At 64.5% G+C, this 24,494-nt stretch carries 21 protein-coding genes; 8 read left to right on the plus strand and 13 right to left on the minus strand.

Annotation, left to right across the window (positions count from 1 at the left end; translation table 11 throughout):
- Positions 1 to 352: 352 nt before the first annotated feature.
- Together PQQ53_RS10815 and PQQ53_RS10820 are read left to right on the plus strand one after the other, a co-directional pair.
- Positions 353 to 2,773: a membrane-bound PQQ-dependent dehydrogenase, glucose/quinate/shikimate family gene (locus tag PQQ53_RS10815; protein WP_408324048.1), complete on the plus strand. Its 2,421-nt coding sequence runs from the start codon at positions 353 to 355 to the stop codon at positions 2,771 to 2,773.
- Positions 2,774 to 2,957: 184 nt separating this feature from the next.
- Positions 2,958 to 4,046: a porin gene (locus PQQ53_RS10820; RefSeq protein WP_408324050.1), complete on the plus strand. Its 1,089-nt coding sequence runs from the start codon at positions 2,958 to 2,960 to the stop codon at positions 4,044 to 4,046.
- 98 nt (positions 4,047 to 4,144) lie between these two features.
- Here the strand turns inward: PQQ53_RS10820 and PQQ53_RS10825 are convergent, their stop codons facing one another.
- From PQQ53_RS10825 to PQQ53_RS10850, 6 genes are all read right to left on the minus strand, one after another.
- Entirely contained in the window at positions 4,145 to 5,887 is a 1,743-nt protein-coding gene (locus PQQ53_RS10825; protein WP_408142728.1) for an ABC transporter substrate-binding protein, read from the minus strand.
- Positions 5,888 to 5,995: 108 nt separating this feature from the next.
- The gene (locus PQQ53_RS10830) at positions 5,996 to 6,277 is read right to left on the minus strand and encodes a DUF2160 domain-containing protein (RefSeq protein WP_408142730.1); all 282 of its coding nucleotides are present in this window, start codon (positions 6,275 to 6,277) and stop codon (positions 5,996 to 5,998) included.
- On the minus strand, positions 6,277 to 7,086 hold the full coding sequence (locus PQQ53_RS10835; RefSeq protein WP_168663913.1) for a carbohydrate ABC transporter permease: 810 nt from the start codon (positions 7,084 to 7,086) through the stop codon (positions 6,277 to 6,279). The genes PQQ53_RS10830 and PQQ53_RS10835 overlap by 1 nt, the downstream gene beginning before the upstream one ends.
- Entirely contained in the window at positions 7,076 to 7,972 is an 897-nt protein-coding gene (locus PQQ53_RS10840) for a carbohydrate ABC transporter permease (protein ID WP_408142732.1), read from the minus strand. The genes PQQ53_RS10835 and PQQ53_RS10840 overlap by 11 nt, the downstream gene beginning before the upstream one ends.
- Positions 7,969 to 9,057 carry an ABC transporter ATP-binding protein gene (locus PQQ53_RS10845; RefSeq protein WP_408324052.1) on the minus strand — a complete coding sequence of 363 codons (1,089 nt, stop codon included), beginning with the start codon at positions 9,055 to 9,057 and terminating at the stop codon, positions 7,969 to 7,971. Before PQQ53_RS10845 ends, PQQ53_RS10840 begins: the two co-directional genes overlap by 4 nt.
- The gene (locus tag PQQ53_RS10850; RefSeq protein WP_408142736.1) at positions 9,044 to 10,150 is read right to left on the minus strand and encodes an ABC transporter ATP-binding protein; all 1,107 of its coding nucleotides are present in this window, start codon (positions 10,148 to 10,150) and stop codon (positions 9,044 to 9,046) included. Before PQQ53_RS10850 ends, PQQ53_RS10845 begins: the two co-directional genes overlap by 14 nt.
- 472 nt (positions 10,151 to 10,622) lie before the next feature.
- Between PQQ53_RS10850 and PQQ53_RS10855 the strand changes: the two genes are divergently transcribed.
- Positions 10,623 to 11,357, plus strand: a complete 735-nt coding sequence (locus tag PQQ53_RS10855; protein ID WP_408153138.1) for an ABC transporter substrate-binding protein — start codon at positions 10,623 to 10,625, stop codon at positions 11,355 to 11,357.
- Between the two features lie 125 nt (positions 11,358 to 11,482).
- Here the strand turns inward: PQQ53_RS10855 and PQQ53_RS10860 are convergent, their stop codons facing one another.
- The 3 genes from PQQ53_RS10860 to PQQ53_RS10870 all read right to left on the minus strand — a co-directional run bounded on the left by PQQ53_RS10860 (position 11,483) and on the right by PQQ53_RS10870 (position 14,124).
- Entirely contained in the window at positions 11,483 to 11,893 is a 411-nt protein-coding gene (locus PQQ53_RS10860; protein ID WP_408153139.1) for a rhodanese-like domain-containing protein, read from the minus strand.
- A 159-nt stretch (positions 11,894 to 12,052) separates the two neighbouring features.
- The gene (gad, locus tag PQQ53_RS10865; protein WP_408142741.1) at positions 12,053 to 13,432 is read right to left on the minus strand and encodes a glutamate decarboxylase; all 1,380 of its coding nucleotides are present in this window, start codon (positions 13,430 to 13,432) and stop codon (positions 12,053 to 12,055) included.
- Positions 13,433 to 13,767: 335 nt separating this feature from the next.
- Positions 13,768 to 14,124, minus strand: coding sequence for a hypothetical protein (locus tag PQQ53_RS10870; RefSeq protein ID WP_408142883.1), 357 nt, complete (start codon positions 14,122 to 14,124; stop codon positions 13,768 to 13,770).
- Between the two features lie 564 nt (positions 14,125 to 14,688).
- Here PQQ53_RS10870 and PQQ53_RS10875 point away from each other — a divergent pair.
- From PQQ53_RS10875 to PQQ53_RS10895, 5 genes are all read left to right on the plus strand, one after another.
- On the plus strand, positions 14,689 to 15,981 hold the full coding sequence (locus PQQ53_RS10875) for an LssY C-terminal domain-containing protein (RefSeq protein WP_408324053.1): 1,293 nt from the start codon (positions 14,689 to 14,691) through the stop codon (positions 15,979 to 15,981).
- Positions 15,978 to 17,231 carry an LssY C-terminal domain-containing protein gene (locus PQQ53_RS10880; protein ID WP_408324055.1) on the plus strand — a complete coding sequence of 418 codons (1,254 nt, stop codon included), beginning with the start codon at positions 15,978 to 15,980 and terminating at the stop codon, positions 17,229 to 17,231. Before PQQ53_RS10875 ends, PQQ53_RS10880 begins: the two co-directional genes overlap by 4 nt.
- Positions 17,232 to 17,274: 43 nt before the next feature.
- Complete coding sequence (locus PQQ53_RS10885; protein ID WP_408142885.1) at positions 17,275 to 18,372, plus strand: hypothetical protein; 1,098 nt, start codon at positions 17,275 to 17,277, stop codon at positions 18,370 to 18,372.
- Between the two features lie 332 nt (positions 18,373 to 18,704).
- Complete coding sequence (locus PQQ53_RS10890; protein ID WP_408324056.1) at positions 18,705 to 20,774, plus strand: putative bifunctional diguanylate cyclase/phosphodiesterase; 2,070 nt, start codon at positions 18,705 to 18,707, stop codon at positions 20,772 to 20,774.
- Between the two features lie 2 nt (positions 20,775 to 20,776).
- On the plus strand, positions 20,777 to 20,995 hold the full coding sequence (locus PQQ53_RS10895; protein ID WP_408324057.1) for a hypothetical protein: 219 nt from the start codon (positions 20,777 to 20,779) through the stop codon (positions 20,993 to 20,995).
- A gap of 24 nt (positions 20,996 to 21,019) precedes the next feature.
- Here PQQ53_RS10895 and PQQ53_RS10900 read toward each other — a convergent pair whose 3' ends face one another.
- The 4 genes from PQQ53_RS10900 to dapA all read right to left on the minus strand — a co-directional run bounded on the left by PQQ53_RS10900 (position 21,020) and on the right by dapA (position 24,159).
- Complete coding sequence (locus PQQ53_RS10900) at positions 21,020 to 21,469, minus strand: bactofilin family protein (RefSeq protein WP_408324059.1); 450 nt, start codon at positions 21,467 to 21,469, stop codon at positions 21,020 to 21,022.
- A gap of 80 nt (positions 21,470 to 21,549) precedes the next feature.
- Positions 21,550 to 21,942 (minus strand): hypothetical protein, encoded by a 393-nt coding sequence (locus PQQ53_RS10905; RefSeq protein WP_408153144.1) that lies wholly within the window; start codon positions 21,940 to 21,942, stop codon positions 21,550 to 21,552.
- A complete protein-coding gene (locus PQQ53_RS10910) occupies positions 21,935 to 22,906 on the minus strand; it encodes a M23 family metallopeptidase (RefSeq protein WP_408153145.1) in 972 nt (323 codons plus the stop codon). Before PQQ53_RS10910 ends, PQQ53_RS10905 begins: the two co-directional genes overlap by 8 nt.
- 332 nt (positions 22,907 to 23,238) lie before the next feature.
- Positions 23,239 to 24,159 carry a 4-hydroxy-tetrahydrodipicolinate synthase gene (gene dapA / locus PQQ53_RS10915; RefSeq protein ID WP_408324060.1) on the minus strand — a complete coding sequence of 307 codons (921 nt, stop codon included), beginning with the start codon at positions 24,157 to 24,159 and terminating at the stop codon, positions 23,239 to 23,241.
- Positions 24,160 to 24,494: the final 335 nt, after the last annotated feature.

Here is a 24,494-nt window from a genome sequence, read left to right on the forward strand (position 1 = left end):
AACCTCGTCAGACGCCATGTGGCCGCGAACGCCGCACGCCTGCGCACCGTTCCGGATGCCCTTTGCGCTTAGCCTTTTGCTTCGCGCCCAACGCAATACGCTCAGGGAAATCCGCGAAATCGAAGGCGCTCGCCCGCCTCGCGCCGGTGCCGGCATGCGCGCGCCATGCAGTAACACCACCAGCGCGATGACGCAGCGTAAGACCACGTCGAAAGCCCTGACGGGCTTTTCACCCGAGCCGATTCACCACTGCCGGAGCCAGCGCGCACCGGCTTCACGACCCGGCACATGCACGCCGCCCGCTTCAGGCGGCCCGTATGCATGGGCCCAATTTTGCGTACCTATGAAGACAATGTCCAGGCAAACTCAAACTAACCCACCATCGACCGCGGCGCGCGTCGGTCTGTCCGTCGTGGGTGCGCTGGGCCTCCTGCTCGGCCTCTATTTCGTGATCGGCGGGGGCATGCTCATCGCCCGCGGCGGCTCCTGGTATTACCTGCTGATGGGCCTCGCCATCGGCGCGACAGGCATCCAGCTCGCGCGACGCCGCTCGAACGCCTACGTGCTCTTCATGATCGCCCTCGTCGCGACCGCGCTGTGGGCCGTCTGGGAAAGCGGCATCGACTTCTGGCCGCTGCAAGCGCGCATCTTCATGTTCTCGATGATCGCCATGCTGCTCGCGCCCGTCTATCCGGTCCTGCGCCGCCTTGAGGGCAAGAGCCCCGCCAGGGGCGCCGCGTGGGCCGTCGGCCTCGTGCTGCTGGCGTGTAACGCGCTGTTCGTGTACGGCATGTTCATTCCGCACGGCACCTTCGGCACCGAGTCGGACGCCGGCCTTGCGAGAAACCATACCGGCACCGGCGACTGGTCCGCATACGGCCACTCGGCGGGCGGCGACCGTTTCGTGGGCTTCCCGCAGATCAATCGCGACAGCGTGAAGAACCTCCAGGTCGCGTGGACCTACCACACCGGCGACGTGCCGCTCAGCCCGACTGGCGGCGGCGCGGAAGACCAGGAAACGCCGCTGCAGATCGGCGACACGCTGTTCGTTTGCTCGCCGCACAACACGGTGATCGCGCTCGACGCCGCGAACGGTCACGAAAAGTGGCGCCATGAATTTCCGAGCAAGACGACCGTCTGGGTGCGTTGCCGCGGCCTCGCGTACTTCGATACGACGAAGCCCGTGCAGCAGCCAAGCGTGAGCGGTTCGACGCCCATCACGCCCGTTGCGCTGCCGGCCGATCAGGCCGCCTGCCGTCGCCGCATCTTCATGAATACGATCGACGCGAAGCTGGTCGCGCTCGACGCCGACACCGGCAAGCTCTGCGCGGACTTCGGCGAGAACGGCGTGATCAACCTGAAGGCCGGGCTCGGCGATGCGACCGACCCGCTCTACGAACTGACCTCGCCGCCGACCGTCGCGGGCACGACCATCGTGGTCGGCGGACGCGTCGCCGACAACGTGGCGCTCGACATGCCAGGCGGCGTGATCCGCGGCTTCGACGTGATCACGGGCAAGATGAAGTGGGCGTTCGACCCGGGCAATCCGCAGGACAAGCAGGCGCCGGCGGCCGGCAAGACCTTCACGCGTTCGACGCCGAACGTGTGGGCGCCGATGTCCTACGACGCGTCCTCGAACACCGTCTACATGCCGGTGGGCAATGCGGCAATCGATCTGTGGGGCGCGAAACGCACGCAACTCGACGAGTCCTACGGTGCGTCGATTCTCGCGCTCGACGCGACGACGGGCGCCGAGAAGTGGCACTACCAGACCGTCCACCACGATCTGTGGGACTACGACGTGCCGATGCAGCCGACGCTCATCGACTTCCCGGTCGACGGCAAGAAGGTGCCGGCGCTGGTGGTCGGTACGAAGATGGGCCAACTGTTCGTGCTCGACCGTCTGACCGGCAGGCCGCTCACCAAAGTGATCGAGCAGCCGGTGAAAACCGCGACGATCCCGGGCGAGCCCTATTCGAAGACCCAGCCGGTGTCGGTCGGCATGCCGCAGATCGGCGCGGAAGTACTGAAGGGCTCAGACATGTGGGGGATGACCCCGGTCGACCAGATGATGTGCCGGATCATTTTCCACGGCATGCGCTATGACGGCAAGTTCACCGCGCCGGATACCGACACGTCGCTGAGCTTCCCCGGCTCGCTCGGCGGGATGAACTGGGGCGGCCTGTCGTACGACCCGGACGCGGACATGATCTTCGTGAACGACATGCGCCTCGGCCTGTGGGTGCGTCTCGTCAAGGAAGCGCGGCGCGGCGGCGAATCGAACGGCAATGAAGCGGTGAACGCCGGCATGGGCGCGGTGCCGCTCGGCGGCACGCCGTATTCGGTCACCAAGGACCGCTTCTTCTCGCCGCTCGGCATTCCTTGCCAGAAGCCGCCTTTCGGCAGCCTGACGGCCATCGACCTGAAGACGCGCAGCGTCGCATGGCAAGTGCCGCTCGGCACGGTGCGCGACACGCGCCTCGCGGGCGTGCAGATGCACATGCCGACGCCGATCGGGATGCCGACCATCGGCGGCTCGCTCAGCACCGGCGGCGGTCTCGTGTTCTTCGCGGCCACCCAGGACTACTACCTGCGCGCGTTCGACAGCTCGACCGGCAAGGAAGTCTGGAAAGCCCGCCTGCCGGTCGGCAGCCAGGGCACGCCGATGAGTTACGAGCTCAACGGCCGCCAGTACATCGTGATCTCGGCGGGCGGCGCACGTCAGTCGCCGGATCGCGGCGATTACGTGATCGCCTACGCGCTGCCGCAATAGCACGCGACACGAGCACCTGAAGCGCGGCACATTCGTCCGCGCTTCAGCGTGGCTCTGAATGGCGTCAGCGTGCGCACCCTCGCAACGGCATGCCGCCGGCGCAGCTTCGCGTCGGGCATGCCGTTTTCATTCGCGCTTCTCGTGCCCCCCGTGGGGCACAGCGTGCGGTATTCTCTTTTCCCTTATGAAACAATCACCCCTCGCGCTACCTCAGTGCCATGACACCTCACGCGGGTCGGCGCGTGTGTTCGGCCGGCTGGCGCGGCGTACCTCGGCGGCGCTGGCCGTGTTCGCCGCGCACGCTGTGACGGCGCACGCCCAAAGCTCCGTCACGCTCTACGGCGCGCTCGACACCAGCATCGAAATCACCAACCCCGGCGCGGGCTACGTTGCACGCATGGACTCCGGCGCCTATCGTGGCTCGCGCTTCGGCCTGCGCGGTGCGGAAGACATCGGCAACGGCGTCAAAATCCTGTTCGACCTGGAGAACGGCTTCAACTCGGGCAACGGCTCGCTCGCCGTCGCCGACACGATCTTCAATCGCCAGGCATGGATCGGCGCGTCCACGCCCTATGGCACCGTGCGGGTGGGCCGTCAGTATTCGCCGATCTACATCCCGTTCAAAGGACAGCTCGACGCATTCGGCGCCGGCACGATCGCCTCGGGACTCGACAATCTCTCGAAGATCACACCGTATGAGAGCAACGCGATCACATATCTGTCGCCGGAATTCCACGGCTTCTCGACGACGCTGATGGCCGCCCTGCGCGACCCCGCCGACGGCGACGGCAACGGCCTCGCGGGCCACATCGAAACGCTCGCGTGGCGCAGCGGTCCCTTCCGCATTTCCTATGCGCACCAGCAGACGCACGGCGACGGCGCGTTGCGCGCCAATCTCGGCGGCGTCTCGTACGTGTATGGGCCGCTCACCGGCTTCCTGTCGTTCTTCAACGGCGATGGCGGCACGCCGCGCTATCACAACGACGGCGCGTCGGTGTCGGCGCGCTACGCGATCAACGGACGCTTTCGCGCCTCGCTCGGCTACACGTATCTGCGTGACCGCTCGGGTGGCGACAACAATGCCGACCAGTTCAGCGCCGCCTGCGAATACGATCTCTCGAAGCGCGTGCTGCTCTATGCGAGCGCAGGCTGGCTGAGAAATCACGGAGACGCCGAATTCACGCTCAAGGGCGTGAACGTCACCGGGCTCACGCCCTCGTGGCCCGGCGCCAGCGTGCGAGGCGTGCAGTTCGGCATGATCAACCGCTTCTAGGCGGCGCGCGTAATACGCGTGCCCGTCGCGTGAAAAAAACGGGCGGCCTTGCACAGGCCACCCGCCCACACCCTCTCATACCATCGCGCAGCGATTCCCTAGCGCACCTTCCCTTCCCTCCAGGCCGTCAGCAACTGGTCGTACTTGACCGTCTCGCCCTTCGGCTTCTCGTTGCCCAATTTCTTCCACGGTGCGTGCTGATCCGACAGCCATTTCCCCGGATCGCTTTCCGCATTCAACTCCGGCGCGCACACCTTCATCCCCGCACGCTGCAAGCGGCCCAGCACCTGGTCCATTTCCTTCGCCAGATTGTCCATCGCGGCTTGCGGGGTCTTTTCCCCGGCCACGGCCGTCGCGACGTTTTTCCACCAGAGCTGCGCCATCTTCGGATAGTCGGGCACGTTGTTGCCGGTCGGCGTCCACGCGACGCGCGCCGGGCTGCGATAGAACTCGATCAGGCCGCCGTACTTGTCCGCGTTCTTCGTGAAGAACTCGCTATGAATGTCGGAATCGCGAATGAACGTCAGCCCGACGATCGACTTCTTCAGCGAGACCGTCTTCGACGTGACGAACTGCGCATAGAGCCATGCGGCCGCACGCTGGTTCGGCGGCGTCGACTTGAAGAACGTCCACGAGCCGACGTCCTGATAGCCGTTCTGCATGCCGTCCTTCCAGTACGGACCGTGCGGCGACGGCGCCATCCGCCACTTCGGCGTGCCGTCGGAGTTGGTCACGTTGCCGGGCTTGAGCATCGACGCGGTGAACGCGCTGTACCAGAAGATCTGCTGCGCGATGCGGCCTTGCGCCGGCACCGGCCCCGCTTCGTTGAAGGTCATCCCCGAGGCTTCGGGCGGCGCGTATTTCTTCAGCCAGTCGATGTACTTGGTGGTCGCGAAGACCGCCGCCGGACTGTTCGTGCCGCCGCCGCGGCTGACCGACGCGCCGACCGCGTGGCAGCCGTCGGGCGTCACGCGAATGCCCCACTCGTCGACCGGCATACCGTTCGGGATGCCCTTGTCGGCTTCGCCCGCCATCGACAGCCACGCGTCGGTGAAGCGCCATCCCAGCGACGGGTCTTTCTTGCCGTAGTCCATATGCCCGTAGACCTTCTCGCCGTCGATATTCTTGACGTCGTTGGTGAAGAACTCCGCGATGTCCTCATACGCGGACCAGTTCACCGGCACGCCGAGATCGTAGCCGTACTTCGCCTTGAACTTGTCCTGCAGGTCCTTGCGCGCGAACCAGTCGGCGCGGAACCAGTAGAGGTTGGCGAACTGCTGGTCGGGCAGCTGATAGAGCTTCTTGTCCGGCGCGGTCGTGAAACTCGTGCCGATGAAGTCCTTCACGTCGAGCCCGGGGTTCGTGTACTGCTTGCCTTCGCCGGCCATATAGTCGGACAGCGGCACAATCACGCCATAGCGGTAGTGCGTGCCGATCAGATCGGAGTCCGAAATCCAGCCGTCGTAAATGCTCTGGCCGGATTGCATCGAGGTCTGCAGCTTCTCGACGACGTCGCCCTCCTGGATGATGTCGTGCTTGACCGGAATGCCCGTGATCTCGGTGAATGCCTTGGCGAGCGTTTTCGATTCATACATGTGCGTGTCGAGCGTTTCGGACACCACATGCACCTCCTTGACGCCCGCCGCCTTCAGCTTCGCCCCGGTGTCGATGAACCACTTCATCTCGTCCATCTGTTGCTGCTTCGACAGCGTGCTCGGCTGGAACTCGCTGTCCACCCACTTCTGCGCCTCCGGCGTGCCGGCCATCGCCGCGTGGCTAGTAAAGCCTGTCGCGACGACGCCTGCCACGGCGAGCGTGACGATCCGTCTCCTCTGTTGCATGGCTGTCTCCAGTCTCTGAGCACCCCTTGCATCAACTGCCGGCGTCCGCCCGGGGCATCAACGGAACCGGTCTGTCCAGATACGCAAGTCTTCGGAACGCAACGCCGTTCAACCCTTCCACATGACGGTGAGCAGCACGAGCATCGACACCACAAAGCCCGGCCACGCGTTCGCGTTCTCCGCGCTGATGCCGATCCACGCGAGATTGATGTACGCGGCGATCAGCAGCCCGATGAAGAGCCGGTCGCCACGCGTGGTGGAAATCGGCAGGAATCCTTTTCGTTCGATGGTCGGTGAGCGGATTTCCCACACGGTCATGCCCGCCAGCATCAGCACGATGCAGCCGAAAAAGACCGCCACCTCGGGGGTCCAATACATCCACGTGAGCATCAGACTCTCCCCATCGCAAAGCCCTTCGCGATGTAATTGCGCACGAAGTAGATGACGAGCGCGCCCGGCACGATGGTCAGCACGCCCGCCGCCGACAGCACGCCCCAATCCATCCCCGCCGCCGACACCGTGCGCGTCATCACCGCGGCAATCGGCTTCGCGTTGACCGTCGTGAGCGTGCGCGCGAGCAGCAGTTCGACCCAGCTGAACATGAAGCAGAAAAACGCCGTTACGCCGACGCCCGACTTGATCAGCGGCAGAAAGATCTTCACGAAGAAAGCGGGAAACGTATAGCCGTCGATGTACGCGGTTTCGTCGATTTCACGCGGCACGCCCGACATGAAGCCTTCGAGAATCCACACCGCGAGCGGCACGTTGAACAGCATGTGCGCGAGCGCGACCGCGATATACGTGTCCATCAGACCGACGCTGGAATAGAGCTGGAAGAACGGCAGCAGGAACACGGCGGGCGGCGTCATGCGGTTCGTGAGCAGCCAGAAGAACATGTGCTTGTCGCCGAGAAAGCGGTAGCGCGAGAACGCGTAGGCCGCCGGCAGCGCGACCAGCACCGACATCACCGTATTCATCAGCACGTAGATGATCGAGTTGATGTAGCCCCAGTACCAGGACGGGTCGGTGAAGATGACCTTGTAGTTGTCGAAGGTCACGTGATGCGGCCAGACGGCGAACGCCGACATCGTCTCTTCGTTCGTGCGCAGCGAGATCGACAGCATCCAGTAGAGCGGGACCAGTGCGAACAGGATGTACACCGTCAGCACGACGACGCGCATCCAGCGGTTATTGCCCATATTCGTCTCCCCCGGTTGCCGGCCCGCCCTTGCCGACGCGCTCCATCCAGTTGTAGAGAATGAAGCACAGCAACAGGATGATCAGGAAGTAGATCAGCGAGAACGCCGCCGCCGGTCCGAGGTCGAACTGGCCGACCGCTTTTTGCGTCAGGTACTGCGAGAGGAACGTGGTCGAGTCGCCCGGCCCACCGCCCGTCAGCACGAACGGCTCGGTGTAGATCATGAAGCTGTCCATGAAGCGCAGCAGCACCGCGATCATCAGCACGCCGCGCATCTTCGGCAGCTCGATGTAGCGGAACACCGCGAAGCGGCTCGCGCCGTCGATTTCGGCGGCCTGATAGAACGCGTCGGGAATCGCGCGCAAGCCCGCATAGCAGAGCAATGCGACGAGCGGCGTCCAGTGCCAGATGTCCATCACGAGCACCGTGATCCACGCGGCGGCGGGACTCGCCGTGTAGTTGTAGTCGATGCCCACGCGATTGAGCACGTAACCGAGCAGACCGATATCCGGCCGCCCGAAAATCTGCCAGATCGTGCCGACCACGTTCCATGGAATCAGCAGCGGCATGGCAAGCACGACCAGCGACGCCGACGCGCGCCAGCCGGACGCGGGCATCGCCAACGCGAGGCCGACGCCGAGCGGGATTTCGAACAGCAGCACGCACGCGGAAAAGATGATCTGCCGCCCGAGCGCACCGCGCAGATCGGCGTCGTTGATGATCGCGCGAAACCACTCGGTGCCGACGAACACATGCTGCGTCGGGCTGATGATGTCCTGCACCGAATAGTTGACCACCGTCATCAGCGGCAGGATCGCGGAAAAAGCGACGCAGATGAACACCGGTATGACCAGCAGCCAGGCCTTCTGGTTGACGGGCTTGTTCATCGCACGATCCTTTCGTCGTTGCTGAAGAACACGGTTTGGGCCGCGGCGAGCTTCAACCAGACCGCCCCGTCGCCCACCCGCAGATGCGGTTCGAGCTTGGCCCGGAAGATGTGGCCGTCGCATTGCGCGGTGACCAGCTGATAATTGCCGAGCTGCTGCACGCGCAATACGTTCGCCTTCACCGCGCCGGGCTCGCCGTCGTTCACCACGCGCACGAACTCCGGGCGAATCCCGAGCGTCAGCGTGCCGCTCGCGTGTTTCAGCGTATCGAGCGTGTGCGCATCGAGCCGCACGTGCTGCGTGCCGATCCTGATGCCGTCGGCATCCAGATCGACGGGGCAGAGATTCATCCCCGGACTGCCGATGAAATAGCCGACGAACGCATGATCGGGCCGCAAAAACAGCGCGTCCGGGCCGCCCTTCTGCACGACGCGGCCGTTCGTCATCACGATCACTTCATCGGCGAAGGTCAGCGCCTCGACCTGATCGTGCGTCACGTAGATCAGCGTCAGCTTCAGTTGCTGATGGATCTTCTTCAACTGACGACGCAATATCCACTTCATATGCGGATCGATCACCGTCAAGGGTTCGTCGAACAGGATCGCGGCGACGTCCTTGCGTACGAGTCCGCGCCCCAGCGAAATTTTCTGCTTCGCATCCGCCGACAGATTGTTTGCCTTGCGCGGCAATTCCCGCGTCATGTCGAGAATCTCCGCCACCTCATGCACGCGCCGCCCGACGTCGCGCGCCGCCATCTTGCGGTTGCGCAATGGGAACGCGAGGTTGTCGAACACGCTCATCGTGTCGTAGATCACCGGGAACTGGAACACCTGCGCGATGTTGCGCTCGCGCGGGCTCAAGCCGGTGATGTCGCGTCCGTCGAACAGCACCCTGCCCTCCGACGGCCTGACGAGGCCCGATACGATGTTCAGCAGCGTGGACTTGCCGCAGCCGGACGGCCCAAGCAACGCATACGCGCCGCCGTCTTCCCAGACCATGCTCATCGGCTGCAATGCGTAGTCGTCGAGCGTCGCGGGGTTGGGGGCGTACGCGTGCGCGAGATTCTGGAACTCAATGCGCGCCATGAGCCGCCTCCGGGCCGGACAGGAGCTTCGTGTCCGCGCCGAACACGAACAGTTCGTCGGGGTCGATGTACACGTCGAGCTGCGTGCCGAGATCGATCTGATGCACGCCTTGCAGTTGCGCGACCAGATCGACACCGCCTTGTTGCGTGTGCAGATGCAGGTAGGTTTCGGAGCCGCTCAATTCGGCCAGTTCGAGCCGGCACGGCACCGCGACGGAGCGCTCGGTGCGGGGCGCGAGCCGCAGATGGCCGGGGCGGATACCGATGCGGAACGTGTCGTTGCCGCGCACCGCGCGCATGCTGGCCCGTTCGAGCGGCACGTCGATGCCGATCGGCAGGCGCGCGGTGCCGTCGGCGGTCAGATCGCTCACCAGCATGTTCATCGGCGGATCGTTGAAGACAGCGGCGACGTCGACGGTGGCGGGCGCGTTGTACACGTCGAGCGTGGGGCCGTGCTGCAGCACGCGCCCCCTGTCGACGATCGCCGTATAGCCGCCGAGCAGCAGCGCTTCGAGCGGCTCGGTGGTCGCGTAGACGACCGTGGTCTTGCCGTCGGCGAAGAGCGTCGCCAGTTCGACGCGTAGTTCTTCGCGCAGCTTGTAGTCGAGATTCACGAGCGGCTCGTCGAGCAGCACCAGCGACGAACGCTTGACCAGCGCCCGCGCCAACGCGCAACGCTGCTGCTGTCCGCCGGACAGTTCGCCGGGACGGCGTTGCAGCAGATGATCGATGTGAAGTTTGGCGGCGACTTCATGCACGCGCCGTTTGACTTCGTCGGCGGGCAGCTTTTGCAGTTGCAGCGGCGACGCGATGTTGTCGAACACCGTCATCGCCGGATAGTTGATGAACTGCTGGTACACCATCGCGAGGTTGCGCTGTCTAACGCTGACGCCGGTTACATCCTGGCCGTCGGCCAGCACGCGCCCTGACGCCGGGCGGTCGAGTCCGGCCATCACGCGCATCAGGGTGGTCTTGCCGGCTTGCGTCGGCCCGAGCAGCACGTTGATCGCGCCGGGCACGAGCCGCAGATCGACGCCGTACAGATGCGTCTGGGCGCCCGAAACGACTGTCACCCGCTCCAGTTCCAAGACCAAATCGCTCTCCTTTGTTCTAAGTGCGTCTCCGGTGCTGCGGGTGCCTGGCGCGGCGCGCAGGCGTGGTGCGTGATGGTGTTACGGATTGCTTGCGCCGTGGGATCGTTCGGTGAATCTTCCGTGGTTCTTATGCTTCAGGGCGAACCATCAGGCAGGCCCTATTTTTTCCGAAAGGAATTAAAACAACAGAATCGATGTTCCTTTTTGTTCGTTTACGGATAAATTGGTGTTAACCATACAATCGTGAAACAGTTTCACTCCCACCTCCTTACCGTATGCGTCTTAAATTCTTTCGCTACCTGAGTTTTTTCATCATTGTCGTAAGAATCATGTCAGCGTAACAGAAAGGTTATGGCCCGAGGAGGCGGCAGCAAGCCCGCCACATGGGCGGGGGAACCGATATGCTGTCGCGCATCGACGAATTCCTGAACCTTGAGACCGCGTGCAAAACGCGGTCGCGACGAGAGCCGCCATGAACATCGAACCGTCCGTTGTCGCCGCCTTCTCGCCCACCGGCAAGCTGCGCGCGTCGATCAATCTCGGCAATCCGATTCTTGCCAACAGACATCCCGAATCCGGCGAGCCGTTCGGCGTGTCGGTCGACCTTGCGCGGGCGTTTGCCGCGAAGCTCGGCGTCGAACTGGAACTGGTGGTTTTCGATGCCGCAGGCAAATCGGTGCAGGCCCTGAGCGAGGAGCGCGCCGATTTTGGTTTCTTCGCCGTCGATCCATTGCGCGGCGAGACCATCGCTTTCACGGCGCCGTACGTGTTGATCGAGGGCTTCTATCTCGTGCGCGACGACTCGCCCGTCAGAACGAATCAGGACGTCGACCAGGCGCACAACCGGGTCGCCGTCGGCAAGGGCAGCGCTTACGACCTGTTCCTCACGCGCGAACTGAAGGCGGCGCAAATCGTTCGCGCACCCACGTCGCCGACTGTCGTGCAAACGTTCCTTGAACAGAATCTCGAAGTGGCTGCCGGCGTCAAGCAACAACTCGAAGCCGATGCGCTAAAAGTCTCCGGGCTGCGCTTGCTCGACGAACGATTCATGGTGATCCAGCAGGCGATGGGCACGCCTAAAAGTCGCGGCGCCGCGGCGGCGAACGTTCTGAGTCAGTTTGTCGAGGCAATGAAGGCGTCGGGATTCGTGGCCGAGTCGCTGGAGCGGCATGGGATCGTTGGCGCGTCGGTTGCGCCGGGGGCATAGCTGCGGCGCATGGTGCAGTGCGGGGCGTCTCGAAAGAAAACGCTGGCAGCGTGATGCGGCTCCCCTTCAAGACGCACCGGCCGCCACCAACGTGCTTCAAAGACGGAGCGGCCTCGCGCCGCCGCTCACTCGCTACGGGCAACGGCCAACGGTAAGCCCTCATCGAGCCAGCCGGTGATGCCACCGGTCATGACCTTGACCGGGCGGCCGAGTCGAGCGAGATTGATCGCGGCACGCGTTGCGCCGTTGCAGTGAGGGCCCGCGCAGTACGTGACGAACAGCGTATCGGGCGGATAGTCGACGAGCTTCGATGCCACGATCTTGCCGTGCGGCAGGTTCACGGCGCGAGGCACATGGCCGCCGGCGAAAAGCGCAGCGCCACGCACGTCCAGCAATACGAAATCGATCGAAAGCGGATCGTTGCTGGCCAGTGCCGCGTGGACGTCGGCGCAATCCGTTTCGAATGACAGCAACGTGCTGAAATGATCGAGCGCGGCAGCGCTATCGGCAGCAGGAATGGCTGAGACCGGGGACATTTAAAGCTCCTTTTGCGTGTAGTGTCACGAAGGATTGTCCCGTTCTCACGCACGATCGACCAGTGGCGCAATTGACAGATTCCGGTAACATCACGCCACCCTGCCCCACCCCGTTTCCGCGCAGCCATAGCGGTTACGGCTGCGCCTCGATCGGTATCCTCAACACTTGGCCGGCGCCGCGGGTCCCGACGCATGCGTGTGCAGCTCGGGAGGCGTCGCGTTTCCGCCATGCGTTTCGAGAAATTTGCACGCATTGACGATGTCCGCGGCGAGCAGTTCCGCCACGTTCCGGTTGATGTGCGGCCGCACCACGACCCGCAGGCTCGTCACTTCCTCGGCATTGGGCGGCATCGAGTAAGCCGCTAGCACCCAGCCTTTCTCGCGCACCTTGTTCGACACATCGAACTCGTTGAAATTTTTTACTTTCTTGTCGAGCGTCACCGCGACCACCGGGATGCGCTGCGCGTCGTTCATGACGGTGAAATAGCCGCTATCCACGAGAATGCCCCGCAACGCAATGGCATTGTCCAACGTGTGCTGCATGACTCTCCGATAGCCCTCAAAGCCCTGGCGAATGAACATGTAGTACTGCACCGCCACCTGGAACGCGTTACGGCTGAAATTCAACGTCGCGGTCGGCATTTCGCCGCCCAGGTAATTGACGTAGAAAACCAGTTCCTCGTTGAACACCTTGCGTTCGCGGAAAATGATCCAGCCGAGGCCAGGAGGCACGAGGCCGTATTTATGCCCCGACGCATTGATGGACAGCACGCGCGGCAGCCGGAAGTCCCATTTGTAGTCGGGGTAAAGGAAAGGATTGACGAATCCCCCCGACGCGCCGTCGATGTGCATCGGAATCGAAATGCCGGTGCGCTTCTCGTAGTCGTCGAGCCAGTCGTGAATGCCCTGGATATCGTCGTCCTCGCCGGTGAAGGTCTGCCCCGCGATGGCCACGACGGCGATGGTATTTTCGTCGACGTACTTGTCGAGCTGTTCCGCCGTCAGCCGGTAGTTGCCGGGACTCAGCGGCACGATGCGCGGTTCGACGTCGAAGTAGCGCAGAAACTTTTTCCACACGATCTGCACGTTGCCGCCGGTGACCATATTCGGCCTGCTCGTGTCTTTTCCTTCCGCTTCCCTTTTCTTGCGCCAGTTCCACTTGTGCGCGAGACCGGCAAGCATGCACGCCTCCGACGAACCTACCGTCGCCGTGCCGTACGGCTCCACGCCTTTCGGCCCGTTCCATAGCTGATGCAGCCACTTGACCATCCGCGTTTCCATCGCAAACACCTGCGGATACATGTCGTGGTCGATGTAGTTCTTGAATATGTTGCGCCTGGCGGTCTCCGCGGCCTCCGGTTCAGCCCAGGTGGTCACGAACGACGACATGTTCAGCATCGGGTTCGCGTCGGTCCACTCGGCGCTGATGACGACAGCGGCGGCCGCGCGCGCGGACATGCCGTCCTTGGGAAATTCGTCCTCGGGAATCGGATAGTTGAACTCGTCATAAGGTGTGATCTTGTCGCTGGCCGTAGTCATCTGTCGCTCCTCGATGGATAAAGATTGGATGCGATGGTCGCCGTGGACGGCGTGATCGCCAGTCGGTCCGATGCCGGCTGCTGCAAATCGCTGTTCCTGTCGAGCTTGATGCCGGTCGCGGCGCCGTGGCACTCGACATATTCGGCAAGCAGTGTCCTGATGGCGCGACCTGTCTTCCGATAGCGGGAATCAGTCAGAGTCGCGAGCGAAAGCCGGCGCTCGTGTGCCGAGCCCATCCGACGACCGTTCCGCTACGTCGCCGGACGCTTCTGACCGCGCCGGCCTCGTTGCGCACGAAGGCCCGCGTTGTCAGAAGGACTGCGGGCGTGGCCGGCTTAAAGACAGGAGTTGATGTCGGCCGCGCCACCACTGGCATCACCGCCGCCGGCCCCTGGACGAAAGCCAACCCATGTCTTGCTGTTGCCCGACCACGAAGGCCGCACGAGGGCGGCGGCGCCACTCGGAGGCTGCTGCCCCGGCACATAGACGTCCATCGCCTGATTGTTCGCCACGATGACCTGCGATATGACCTGCTGTTGCGACCGGTTCGCCCATTTCTGAGCGATGCATTGCCAGACGGCGGAGACCGGCTGCTGACTTTCGCCGACCGTTTGTGCGTTCGGCGGCATCGGTGCGTTCGCACAGGCGGTCAAGGTGGCGGCAGTCACGACGAGAAGTGGTAACGATTTCATTTTTTCATCCCTCACTTGGATCCGCGTTTCTATCGGTGTGATGCTACGTTCCGGGAGCACGTGCTCTGGCCTCGAACGATTCGCATCGCTCGAACATTTCATGACATGCCCTCACTACAGGCACTTTTCAGTGCCGACTGGCAGTTATCGAACCTGAACGAGCCGCGCGATGGGCCTTGGGGTACGCCGCAGCGGCAGCCTTTCGAGCGTGACCCGCAGCAAGATGGGCGGCAGTTGCTTGTCGAGCATGCCGTCAATGAAAGTAACGCGCGCCTCTGAACCCTCTCCAGCCGGATGCGGCTGCCGATCCCAGCACAATGACGGCTATCGGCCGATGCGTAAATCGGCCTTTGGTCTTATACGTGCGAGCGTCGCGCCGTATGACGATTGAAGGCCTCGATCGTGGCGGTTTTTAACCATGGCGCGCTCGAAGCCGCACACTATAATTCCACTCGCATAGCGTGGAAGGTACGACACGGAACGGCCTGCATTTGCCGTCAAGCTCGATTGATATCGGCCCATCGACAGGAATGCCGTCCTGGCTCGGGGCACAAAGGTTACGCGATGGACCGCATCGTGAATCGACGGCTGGCTGCAGTGGTCATCGCCTTCGCATTGTGCGGTTGCGGGGCCGCCACGCTGCAGAGCGCAGGGGAACGCAGCTATAAGAGCCGCGCCGTGAATCGTGACGAAGGTGGCGTGCGCGTTTCCGCGTCGGTCCTGTCGGCGCAGGAAAGCGCTGAGGTGTACGGCGTGCCGCTCGCCGCAAAGGGCATTCAGCCAGTCTGGGTCGAGGTGCAGGACAACGACACGGCCAGCTATTTCCTGATGTCGCCGGGCCTCGACCCAAATTTCTTCCCGGCTTCCGAAGCCGCCGAGGCATTCGGCGAGAGCAATGGGCCTGGCGGCAAAGCCGAACTCGAACGGCGCTTTCGCGCGCTCGCTTTCCGTAATCCGGTCCGGCCCGGGCAAACCGTCTCGGGCTACGTGCTGACCAACCTCAGCGAGGGCGCGAAGCTCGTGCAGTTGGACCTCGTGGCGAGCGAACGGGCACGCACCTTCTCATTCCTGATGGTCGTGCCCGGCTTCTACGCCGACTACCACGTCAGCGAGGTTTTTCGGCGCGATATCTATCCGCCGGAAAAAATCGTCAACTACACGGATGACGACGCGTTTCGCGCCGCACTCGAAGCGCTGCCCTGTTGCACAACTAACGAAAGCGGTTCGAAGAACGGCGATCCGATCAACCTCGTCATCGTGGGTGGGCTGAACGACGCGTTTCCCGCACTGGTCCGCCGCGGCTGGAGTCCGACGGAACAGAAATGGTCCGGCGCGATCATGAAGACGGTGACCTCCGCGCTGTCCGGCGACCGTTACGTCAATGCGCCCGTCAGCGATCTTTACCTGTTCGGCCGCGCCCAGGACCTGGCCTTGCAGAAAGCGCGCGACACCATTCACCAGCGCAATCACCTGCGACTCTGGCTGAGCCCGATGCGCTATCACGACAAGCCCGTTTGGGTCGGCCAGATCAGCCGGGATATCGGCGTGCGTCTCACGTTTCATTCGCCGACGTTCACCACGCACAAGATCGACCCGGACGTCGACGAGGCGCGCACCGCGTTGACGGAAGACATGGCCTATTCGCAGAACCTCCAGAAGATCGGCTTCGTCAAGGGGGTGGGCGCCGCGCCGCCAGGCGCACCGAGCGAGAACCTCACCACCGATCCGTATTTCACCGACGGCTATCGCCAGGTACTCATCTTCGACCAGCAACCGACCGCGCTATCGGGAATCGAATTCCTGCCGTGGGAGTCCGACGCGAAGCTCAACACGCTGCCGCCGGGAGAGAAACGATGAGTGACTCGCGTTCTCTGCGTCGGGCATGCAAGCAGGCCGTGGGCTGCGTCATCCTCGCGTTCGTTCTCGCGGGCTGCACGACGTGGACGGCGCCGGCCAGTATCGACGATGCGCCGCTGCGCGAGCGCGCGGTGAACGAGTCGAAGCGGAATACGCGCGTCAGCGTGGCCGTGTTGGGATCGGATGACAGCAAGCGCATGTTCGGCGCCGATCTCAACAAGCACAACGTCCAGCCGCTGTGGGTCGAAGTGGAGAACCACACTTCGCAGCCCTTATGGTTGCTCCATTCCGGCACCGATCCCAACTACTTCTCTCCGCTCGAAGTCGCCTGGTCCATGCACACGCTGTTGGGCGGCGCGACGAATGCGGACATCGACAGCCATCTGAACCGGCTCGGCTTCAGAAATCCCGTTCCACCCGGCGAAACCCGCACGGGGATTCTGTTCACCAACCCGGACCGGCAGATCAAACTCGTCAATATCGATCTGCTCGGCGACAGGACGTTGATCCCCTTCTCGCTGTTTCTGCCGATCCCGGACGACGTCGTCGACCCGCGTCTCGTACTAACGCCGTTCCTGTACCCGGAAGCCGAGATCACCGACTATCACGACCTGGCTTCCTTGCGTGCCGCGCTCGAACGGTTGCCGTGCTGCGCGAGCGGCGAGCACGCGGCGGCGGCAGCCGATCCGTTGAACGCGGTCGCAATCGGCACGCTGGGTGACATCGGGGCGGCCCTGGTGCGTCGCAGCTACCGTCGCGACATGCGGAAGAACGACCTCGCGCAATGGGTGTTCGGGCGCCCGCCCGACGTCGTCCTGCGCAAGGAAGCGCAGACGGGCGCGCCGTCCACGTCGTTGCGCGCGTGGCTCACACCCATGCGCTTTAACGGCACGCCGGTTTATCTGGTGCAGGTCGGGCGGCCTGTCCGCGGCCGCTTCGCACACAACGACACGGACGGCGGCACGCTCCATGAGGACGTCGACGAAGCGAGAAACTTTCTGATTCAGGACATGATGTATTCGGGTGGTCTGGATAAGCTCGGCTTCGTGTACGGCGTAGGCTCATCCCCGCAGGTAGGCTCGCGCACCTCGCTAGACGGGGCGCGTTATCACACTGACGGACTGCGTGCCGTGATGTTCTTCGCGACGCGCCCGCTCAGTTTCACGAACGTGACGATTCTCGACTGGGTGCCCTACCTGGACCAGCGTGAGCCCGCCGCGCACGAGGAGAACGGCGATGCCGGAAAATAGCCCGCTCTGCGCGCGGCGTGGCCGCGTCGCGCTGCGCACGCTCATGCGGGCGCGTGCATGGGCCAATCGCCGGGCAGGGCTCGCTGCCTTGGCCTCCTGCGTGGCGCTCGCAGCGTGCGCGACGAAGCCGCTCGTTCCCTACTCGACCGACACGCCGCCCCTGATACTCGTTCCGGCGTCCTATGCAGGCGTAGAGGACAAGCGGGCGCGGTTTCGTGAAATCTACTGCGCGGTGCTCGAAGCGCACGGCGCAGCGCTTCCCGATTACCGCCCTTGCGAAAGCGCACTCACACGCGTCGGCACCGAACCGGCCGGCACCGGCGCGCCGGTCGCGCTGGGCCAGTCCACGCGGCACCTCGTTGCGGCGGTCGTCGCCGGCATCGGCTACGACTGCTTCAAACCGTGGCTGAACGCCCCCGGCACCGTTACGACCCAACTGCGGCAATCCGGATACGACGGCTTCATGCTCGAGGTCGACGGCTTATCGAGCTCCGCTCACAATGCACGACAGATACGCGATGCCATCATGGCGATGCCACCGCCGGACGGACCCGCGCGGCTCGTGCTGATCGGTTACTCGAAGGGGGCGCCGGACATCCTCGAAGCCGTCGTTGCCTATCCGGAGATCCGCAGCCGCGTGGCGGCCGTCGTCAGTGCGGCTGGGGCGGTCGGCGGCTCGCCGCTCGCCAACGACGCGCAGCAGTATCAGGCTGATCTGCTGCGGCACTTTCCGGGCGCGACCTGCACCTCGGGAGACGGCGGCGCCGTCGAGAGCCTGCGCCCCGCGACACGCAAGGCGTGGCTCGCGCAGAATCCGCTTCCGGGCGAGGTGCGGTACTACTCGCTCGTGACGTTCCCGGAGCCGCAGCGGATATCGTCGATACTCGAATCGAGTTACGAGAAGCTCGCGCGAATCGATACACGTAACGACAGCCAGGTGATCTTCTACGATCAGGTCGTACCCGGCAGCGCGTTGCTCGGCTACATCAATGCCGATCACTGGGCTTTGGCGGTGCCGATTGCCCGATCTCATGCCACGATCGGCGCGCTGTTCGTCACGCAGAACGCGTACCCCCGCGAAGCACTGACGGAGGCAATTCTGCGGTTTCTGGAGGAGGATCTGGCGGCAACCGGGAAGTGACACTAACCCGGCCGCCGGATCCAGCCGGACACCATCCCGCAAACGTGCCTTCAACGCATTGCCATGCGTGGTCAATGGCAGCGCCTCTTGCGGCCACAGATGCCATCCGATACCCGGTTATCGATCGTCCATCCCTATTCGACAGGTCCTTCGTCGGCTTGGGGCAGCCGGCGGGTTCCGGGTCGCGAATACCGTCCGCCCGTTGACCCGTGTCGCTCCCCTGCCACGCTGCCCCCAGACTCGACGGCCAGCGGATTGGAAATGCGCTAAATAAAAACCGCAAATTGCCGATAACATGTCCAGCCGCATTCCTACCGGCGGTTGGACCCAACATGCAGAGTTCATACAATTTTTGGCTCGTGGCCATCTCGTTCGTGGTCGCGACGCTGGCGTCGTACACAGCGCTCGATCTGACCGGCCGCATTTTCCTGCTGGCGTCGGCGCCGCTGCGGCACGCCTGGCGCGCGGGCGGCGCGGCGGCGCTCGGCGTCGGCATCTGGTCGATGCATTTCATCGCGATGCTCGCTTTTTCACTGCCTATCCCGCTCGGCTACGACGCCGCGACCACCGCCTTCTCGCTCGGGCTGGCGATCGGCGCGTCGTACCTTGCCCTGTGCATGACGACCCAGGTGCGGCTGACGCCTGCCCGCCTGCTGGCGGGCGGCGTGCTGATGGGGCTGGGCATCGCCGGTATGCATTACACGGGCATGGCGGCGCTGCAGATGACGCCGGGCATCCGTTATCAGCCGGCATGGTTCGCGGGGTCGCTGGTGATCGCGATTGGCGCGTCGAGCGCGGCCCTGTGGATGGCGCGCGTACTCAGTGACGACGAACAACGCCACGTCGTGCGCAAACGTTTCGCCGCGGCGCTGGTGATGGGCGTCGCGATCAGCGGCATGCACTACGCGGGCATGGCCGCCGCCGGCTTTGCGCCCGGCGCCCTATGCGGCGCGGCCAAAGGCGTGGATGCCGCCTGGCTCGCCACCTCGGTGATCCTGCTCACGTTCGCAATCCTGATCGTCACGCTGATGCTGTCGCGTTTCGGCGCGCGCGCCACCTTCCTCACCGGCGCGGTGTCGAGACTGAACGGGCAGATCGTGCGCCTCGCCACGCTCGACACCCTGACCGGACTACCGAACCGCAGCACGCTGACCGAGCGCATCGAACTCGCGCTGACCAACGCGCACCGTCAGCGTTCGCTGTTCGCGATCCTCTTCATGGATCTGGACGGCTTCAAGACCATCAACGACTCGCTCGGCCACTCGGCCGGCGACGCCGTGCTGTCCGCGTTCGCGCAACGCCTGCAGCAATGCGTGCGCGCGAACGACACCGTCGCGCGCCTCGGCGGTGACGAATTCGTCGTGCTGGCGGAAAACCTCGGCTCGCGTGAAGACGCGAGCGCGCTGGCCGAAGGCGTGCTTGAACGGATGCGCCGCGGCACGTGGACCGATTCGCAGCCGCTGCAGGTGATGCCGAGCATCGGTCTCGCACTCTATCCGCCCGACGGCGACTCCGTCGAAACGCTGCTGAAGCACGCGGACGCAGCCATGTACGAAGCCAAGCGCGCGGGCCGCAGCACCTATCGCTTCTTCGAGCGCAGCATGAACGAGGCAGCCGTGCGCACGCTGCAGATTCAGAACGCACTGCACGACGGACTTGCCGCCGGCCATTTCTCGGTGCACTTCCAGCCGAAGTTTCACGGCGGCGGCGACTCGCTGGCCGGCGCCGAAGCGCTAATCCGGCTGCATGATCCGCAGCTTGGCGAACTGACGCCGCTCGAATTCATTCCGGTCGCCGAGCGCTCGGGCCAGATCGTCCAGATCGGCTACTGGGTCGTGCGCGAAACTTGCCGGCGGATTCGCGGCTGGATCGACCAGGGCCTGCCGCCAATGAAAGTCGCGATCAATCTTTCGCCGCGCCAGCTCCTGCAGCCAGATCTGATCGCGACCATGCTCGAGATCGTCAAGGCCGAAGGCGTCGCGTGCGAGCAGATCATGTTCGAAATCACCGAAACCGTGGCGATGCAGGACGCGCCGCGCACCATCGAGATGATCCGCGCGTTTCAGGCGAGCGGTTTCGAGATCGCGATCGACGATTTCGGCACCGGCTATTCGAGCCTCGCCTATCTGCAACGCTTTCGCGTGAAGCAACTGAAGATCGACCGCTTCTTCACCAACGGACTCGACGAGCACGGCCCGGAAGGCAGCGCGATCGTCTCGGCGATCATCGCGCTCGCGCACTCGCTGGAAATGGACGTGGTGGCCGAAGGCGTCGAGACCGAATCGCAACTCGACATGCTCAGGTCGATGATGTGCGACGAGATGCAGGGCTTTCTGCTCGGCAAGCCCGTCAGCGCCGACGATTTCGGCGAACTGCTCAGAGGCAGGATGCTGGCGGTGTGAGCGTGCCGGTTGTTGAACCGCTGAGCGGGTTGATCGCACAGGCGTTCAAACGGCTGAGCGTCGAGCGCGACATGCTCGCCACGCTCGATCGCGGCGCGTGCGCACGCCTCGCGACGAGCCGCGCCGTGCGCGCACAGCACGATGCGCTCATGCCGCGCGGCGACGTCCGCGGCCACCACGATGCCGTGCCGCACGCTCCCTCGATGCCCGGCGCCGTTTGACCATTTGACGCGCGGTGAGCCCGCCTAGCCGGCCTGGCGTTCCCTGCGCTCGTCGCGCATGGACTCGTCCAGCGAGACCAGGAGCGGCGGCGCCTGCGCGGCCTGCGCGGCTTCCCGCTTGGTGAGCTTGCCATCGACCGACGCGCCGCAGTCCATCCGCAGTTGCTGGTAGTAGATGTTGCCGGTCACGTGCGCATTGCCCTGCAACTCGACGAAGTGATCCGCGATCAGATCGCCGACGATCCTGCCGTTGACCACCACGTCGTAGCCGTGCACGTTGCCCTCGATCGAGCCACGCTCGCTCAGCACCAGCAGCGTCTGGGCGCCGGGCGCGCCGCTGACGTTGCCTCTCACGTGGCCATCCATGCGCAGGCCCTCGCTGAACTGCAGGTCGCCCGTGATCCGCACGTCGTGGGCGATCAGGGTGGCGAGCTTGGTCTGTTCGATGCCCGCGCTTTTTTTCTTGCTGAACATAACGGTTTCCTCGGAATAAGAATGTTCGTCGCGTGATGCTGTCCGGGCAACGGGGGCGGGTTTGCGCTCTGCGCCCCCACTCACCGCCGCGCCGTCTGCGTCTTGCTCTGCCCCCGCAGAAACTGCAACTCGACATTGAGCCGCGCGACGTCGGCGGCGGCGCTGTCGGCCGACTTCTGCACCGCCGCGCGAGCCGCCGACTCCTGCGCCAGCGCAAGCCGCGCGCGGGCCAGTTCGGTCTGCTGTTGCCCTTCGTCGACGGATGCGGGCGCGCACCGGGCCGGCGGCATGCCGGCGCGCCGTGCGTCCCAGCCGGCCAGCGCCGCCGCGCCGAGCGCCGCGCTGAACGCACACGCCCCGGCCCACATTGCCACGCGCCGAGCCAGCGATCGCGCCGGCCGCAGCGTGTAGGTGCGCCCGCTCAGTGCGAGCGCGACGCGGTCAACCCGTCGGCCGTCCCAGCGCTCAGCCATGAGGCGCCGGCGCGAATAGCGCGAGGTAGTCGACCGGATTGACCGGCGCGCCGTTGACCAGCACTTCGAAATGCAGATGCGGGCCCGTCGAGCGTCCGGTCGAGCCGACGTCGGCAATGTGCTGACGCGGTAGCACCAGGTCGCCCACATGCGCGACGATTCGCGACGCGTGCCCGTAACGCGTCATGAGTCCGTTGCCATGATCGATTTCGACCGCGTTGCCATAGCCCGCTTTCTCGCCGGCGAACACCACGCGGCCGCCCGCCGCCGCCATGATCGGCGTGCCGGTTTTAGCGACCAGATCGATGCCCGGATGAAAACTCAAACGATGCGTGAACGGATCGCTGCGGTTGCCGAACGGCGAACCGAAGCGCGCGCCGTCGGCCGGCATGCGCCCCGGGAAAGCCGCGTAGGCGAGTTCGTGATCGGCGGTTTGCTGTTCGAGCGCCGACAGCGTCTCAGCGATGCAATCGAGCTGCCGGCGCGTGCGTTCGGCGTCGGCAGATCCGTGTGCAGACGGCACGATTTCGCTGCAGGGCCGCGGCGACAGCGCGGGGCCGCCCTCGCCGTCGGTGGCGGACAACTCCGCGTCGGACGCCGGCGCCAACGGAACGGGCGAAGCCAATGCGCGCGGCGCGGGCCGCGGCGTATTCAGACGGGCTTCGAAATCGCGCAAGGCGCCGACCTGTGTGGTCAGCCGCGCCATACGCGGCTCCATCTGCGCAACCGACGCGCTGAGCTTGCCGAGTTGATCGATCGCGTAATCGTGTTCGACGCGGCTTGCAGCCTGAGCACCGGACGCCTCATGCGCATCCCAGTGCATGCCAATCGCGACGCCCGCGGCGAGCGCCAGCGCCGCCGCGCCGCAAGCCGCCCCCACCGCGACCGACAACGCCGTGCGGCGCGTGACGAAGCGGACCGAGCCGCTGGAAAGCTGACTACCGGCGCTGAATACGGAAGCCATCACGGGCTCCCCGCGCACGAAGCGCAAGCGGCACGAAACCGTGCAAGCGAGTCGCGGCGCATGCCGCGGGACATCGGTGCGTCACTCGCGCCCGGCAGACGGCGCATGAAGGCACGGGACAGGAAATTGGCAAACAGGAATGGCAGCATTCGGCATGGGCCGGACACAGGCCGGCGGCAATAAAGGACCAGAAGGGCGCCGATTATCGCCTGGCTACGCCAAGCTTTATCTCAAATACAGAGCGGTGATTAGAGATGCCAAACACCGCTTGCAAGCCGTGCCTGGATGCGTCGCGATGACCGTCCTTTCGCCCGTGCCGCGCGACGATCCGATCAGGTCAATCGTTCGGCATCCTGTTCAATTGCACAGGGTCCGTCCAGCGCTTCGAGCCGCGCGGCGAGCACATCGCTCGCGCGCGTCATCGGCATGCGCAGTTCGTTGCGGATCAGCCCTTGCGCGGCGAGCAGCGCCTTCACGGGCGCCGGATTCGGCTCGGCGAACGCCGCCTGGATCAGCGGCACGAGATCGTGAAAAATGCGTCGCCCTTCGTCGAGCCGGCTCGCCGTCAGCGCGCGATACAGCGCGACGAAGCGCTCCGGCCGCAGATGCGCGGACGCCGCGATCGCGCCGCTGCCGCCCAGACAAACGGTGTTGAAGATCGCGATGTCCTCGCCGGCGAGCACCTGCAGGCGGCCGTCGCGAATCAGCGCGAGCGTGGTGTCGAGCGAACCGGCGCAATCCTTCACGGCCTGAATCCGCGGATGCGCGGCGAGCGTCAGCAACGTATCGAGTTCGAGCCGCACACCGGTCCGGTACGGAATGTCGTAGAGCACGACCGGCTTGTCGCTTGCATCGGCGAGTGCGGTGAAATGACCGACGATCCCCGCTTGCGACGGCCGGATGTAATACGGCGCGGCAATCAGCACGCCGGCGATCGGTAGCGTGTTGAGTTGCTGGATGCGCTCGCGCATGCTCGCCGTGTGATTGCCCGATACGCCGACCACCACCGGCAACGCCCGCGCACCGTCCGCACCACGAGCCACGGCTTGCGCGGCGTCGAGAATCGTTGCCAGCACGGCGTCCTGCTCGGCGGCATCGAGCGCGGCGGGCTCGCCGGTCGTGCCGAGCGCGACCAGCCCGGCGACGCCCGCACCGGCATAGCGGCGCACCAGCGCGCGCAACGCGGCGTGATCGACGGCGCCGTCGGCGAACGGCGTAATGAGCGGAATCCAGATACCCGAAAAATCAGACATGTTTCTACCTCGATGACGCGACCGTATCGATTCCGTTCAGCGGTACGAGGGAAACATTCAGGACAGGCCGCAGGCGGGCGGTGACCGGCTATTCCGTCGCACATCTGACGACGGAACAGCGTGCTCCGGTCAGATGAGCGGCTGTTTTTTGGCTTTGGCGCCAACATTCGGGCGGTTCGCGCTGCTGCGAACGCGCAACTCGTCCGCGCGCATCCCCGCCACGCTAGTGAAAGCGTCGTGTGCGAGGGTCGACAGGCGGAGTCGGAACGTGGGGCCGGAGTGCATGAACCGCAGTGTAACCGGCTGCGGCGCCGTCTGGCAAAGCCATCTCGAAA

The sequence above is a fragment of the Paraburkholderia strydomiana genome, assembly GCF_046030495.1.
Lineage (GTDB): Bacteria > Pseudomonadota > Gammaproteobacteria > Burkholderiales > Burkholderiaceae > Paraburkholderia > Paraburkholderia strydomiana_A.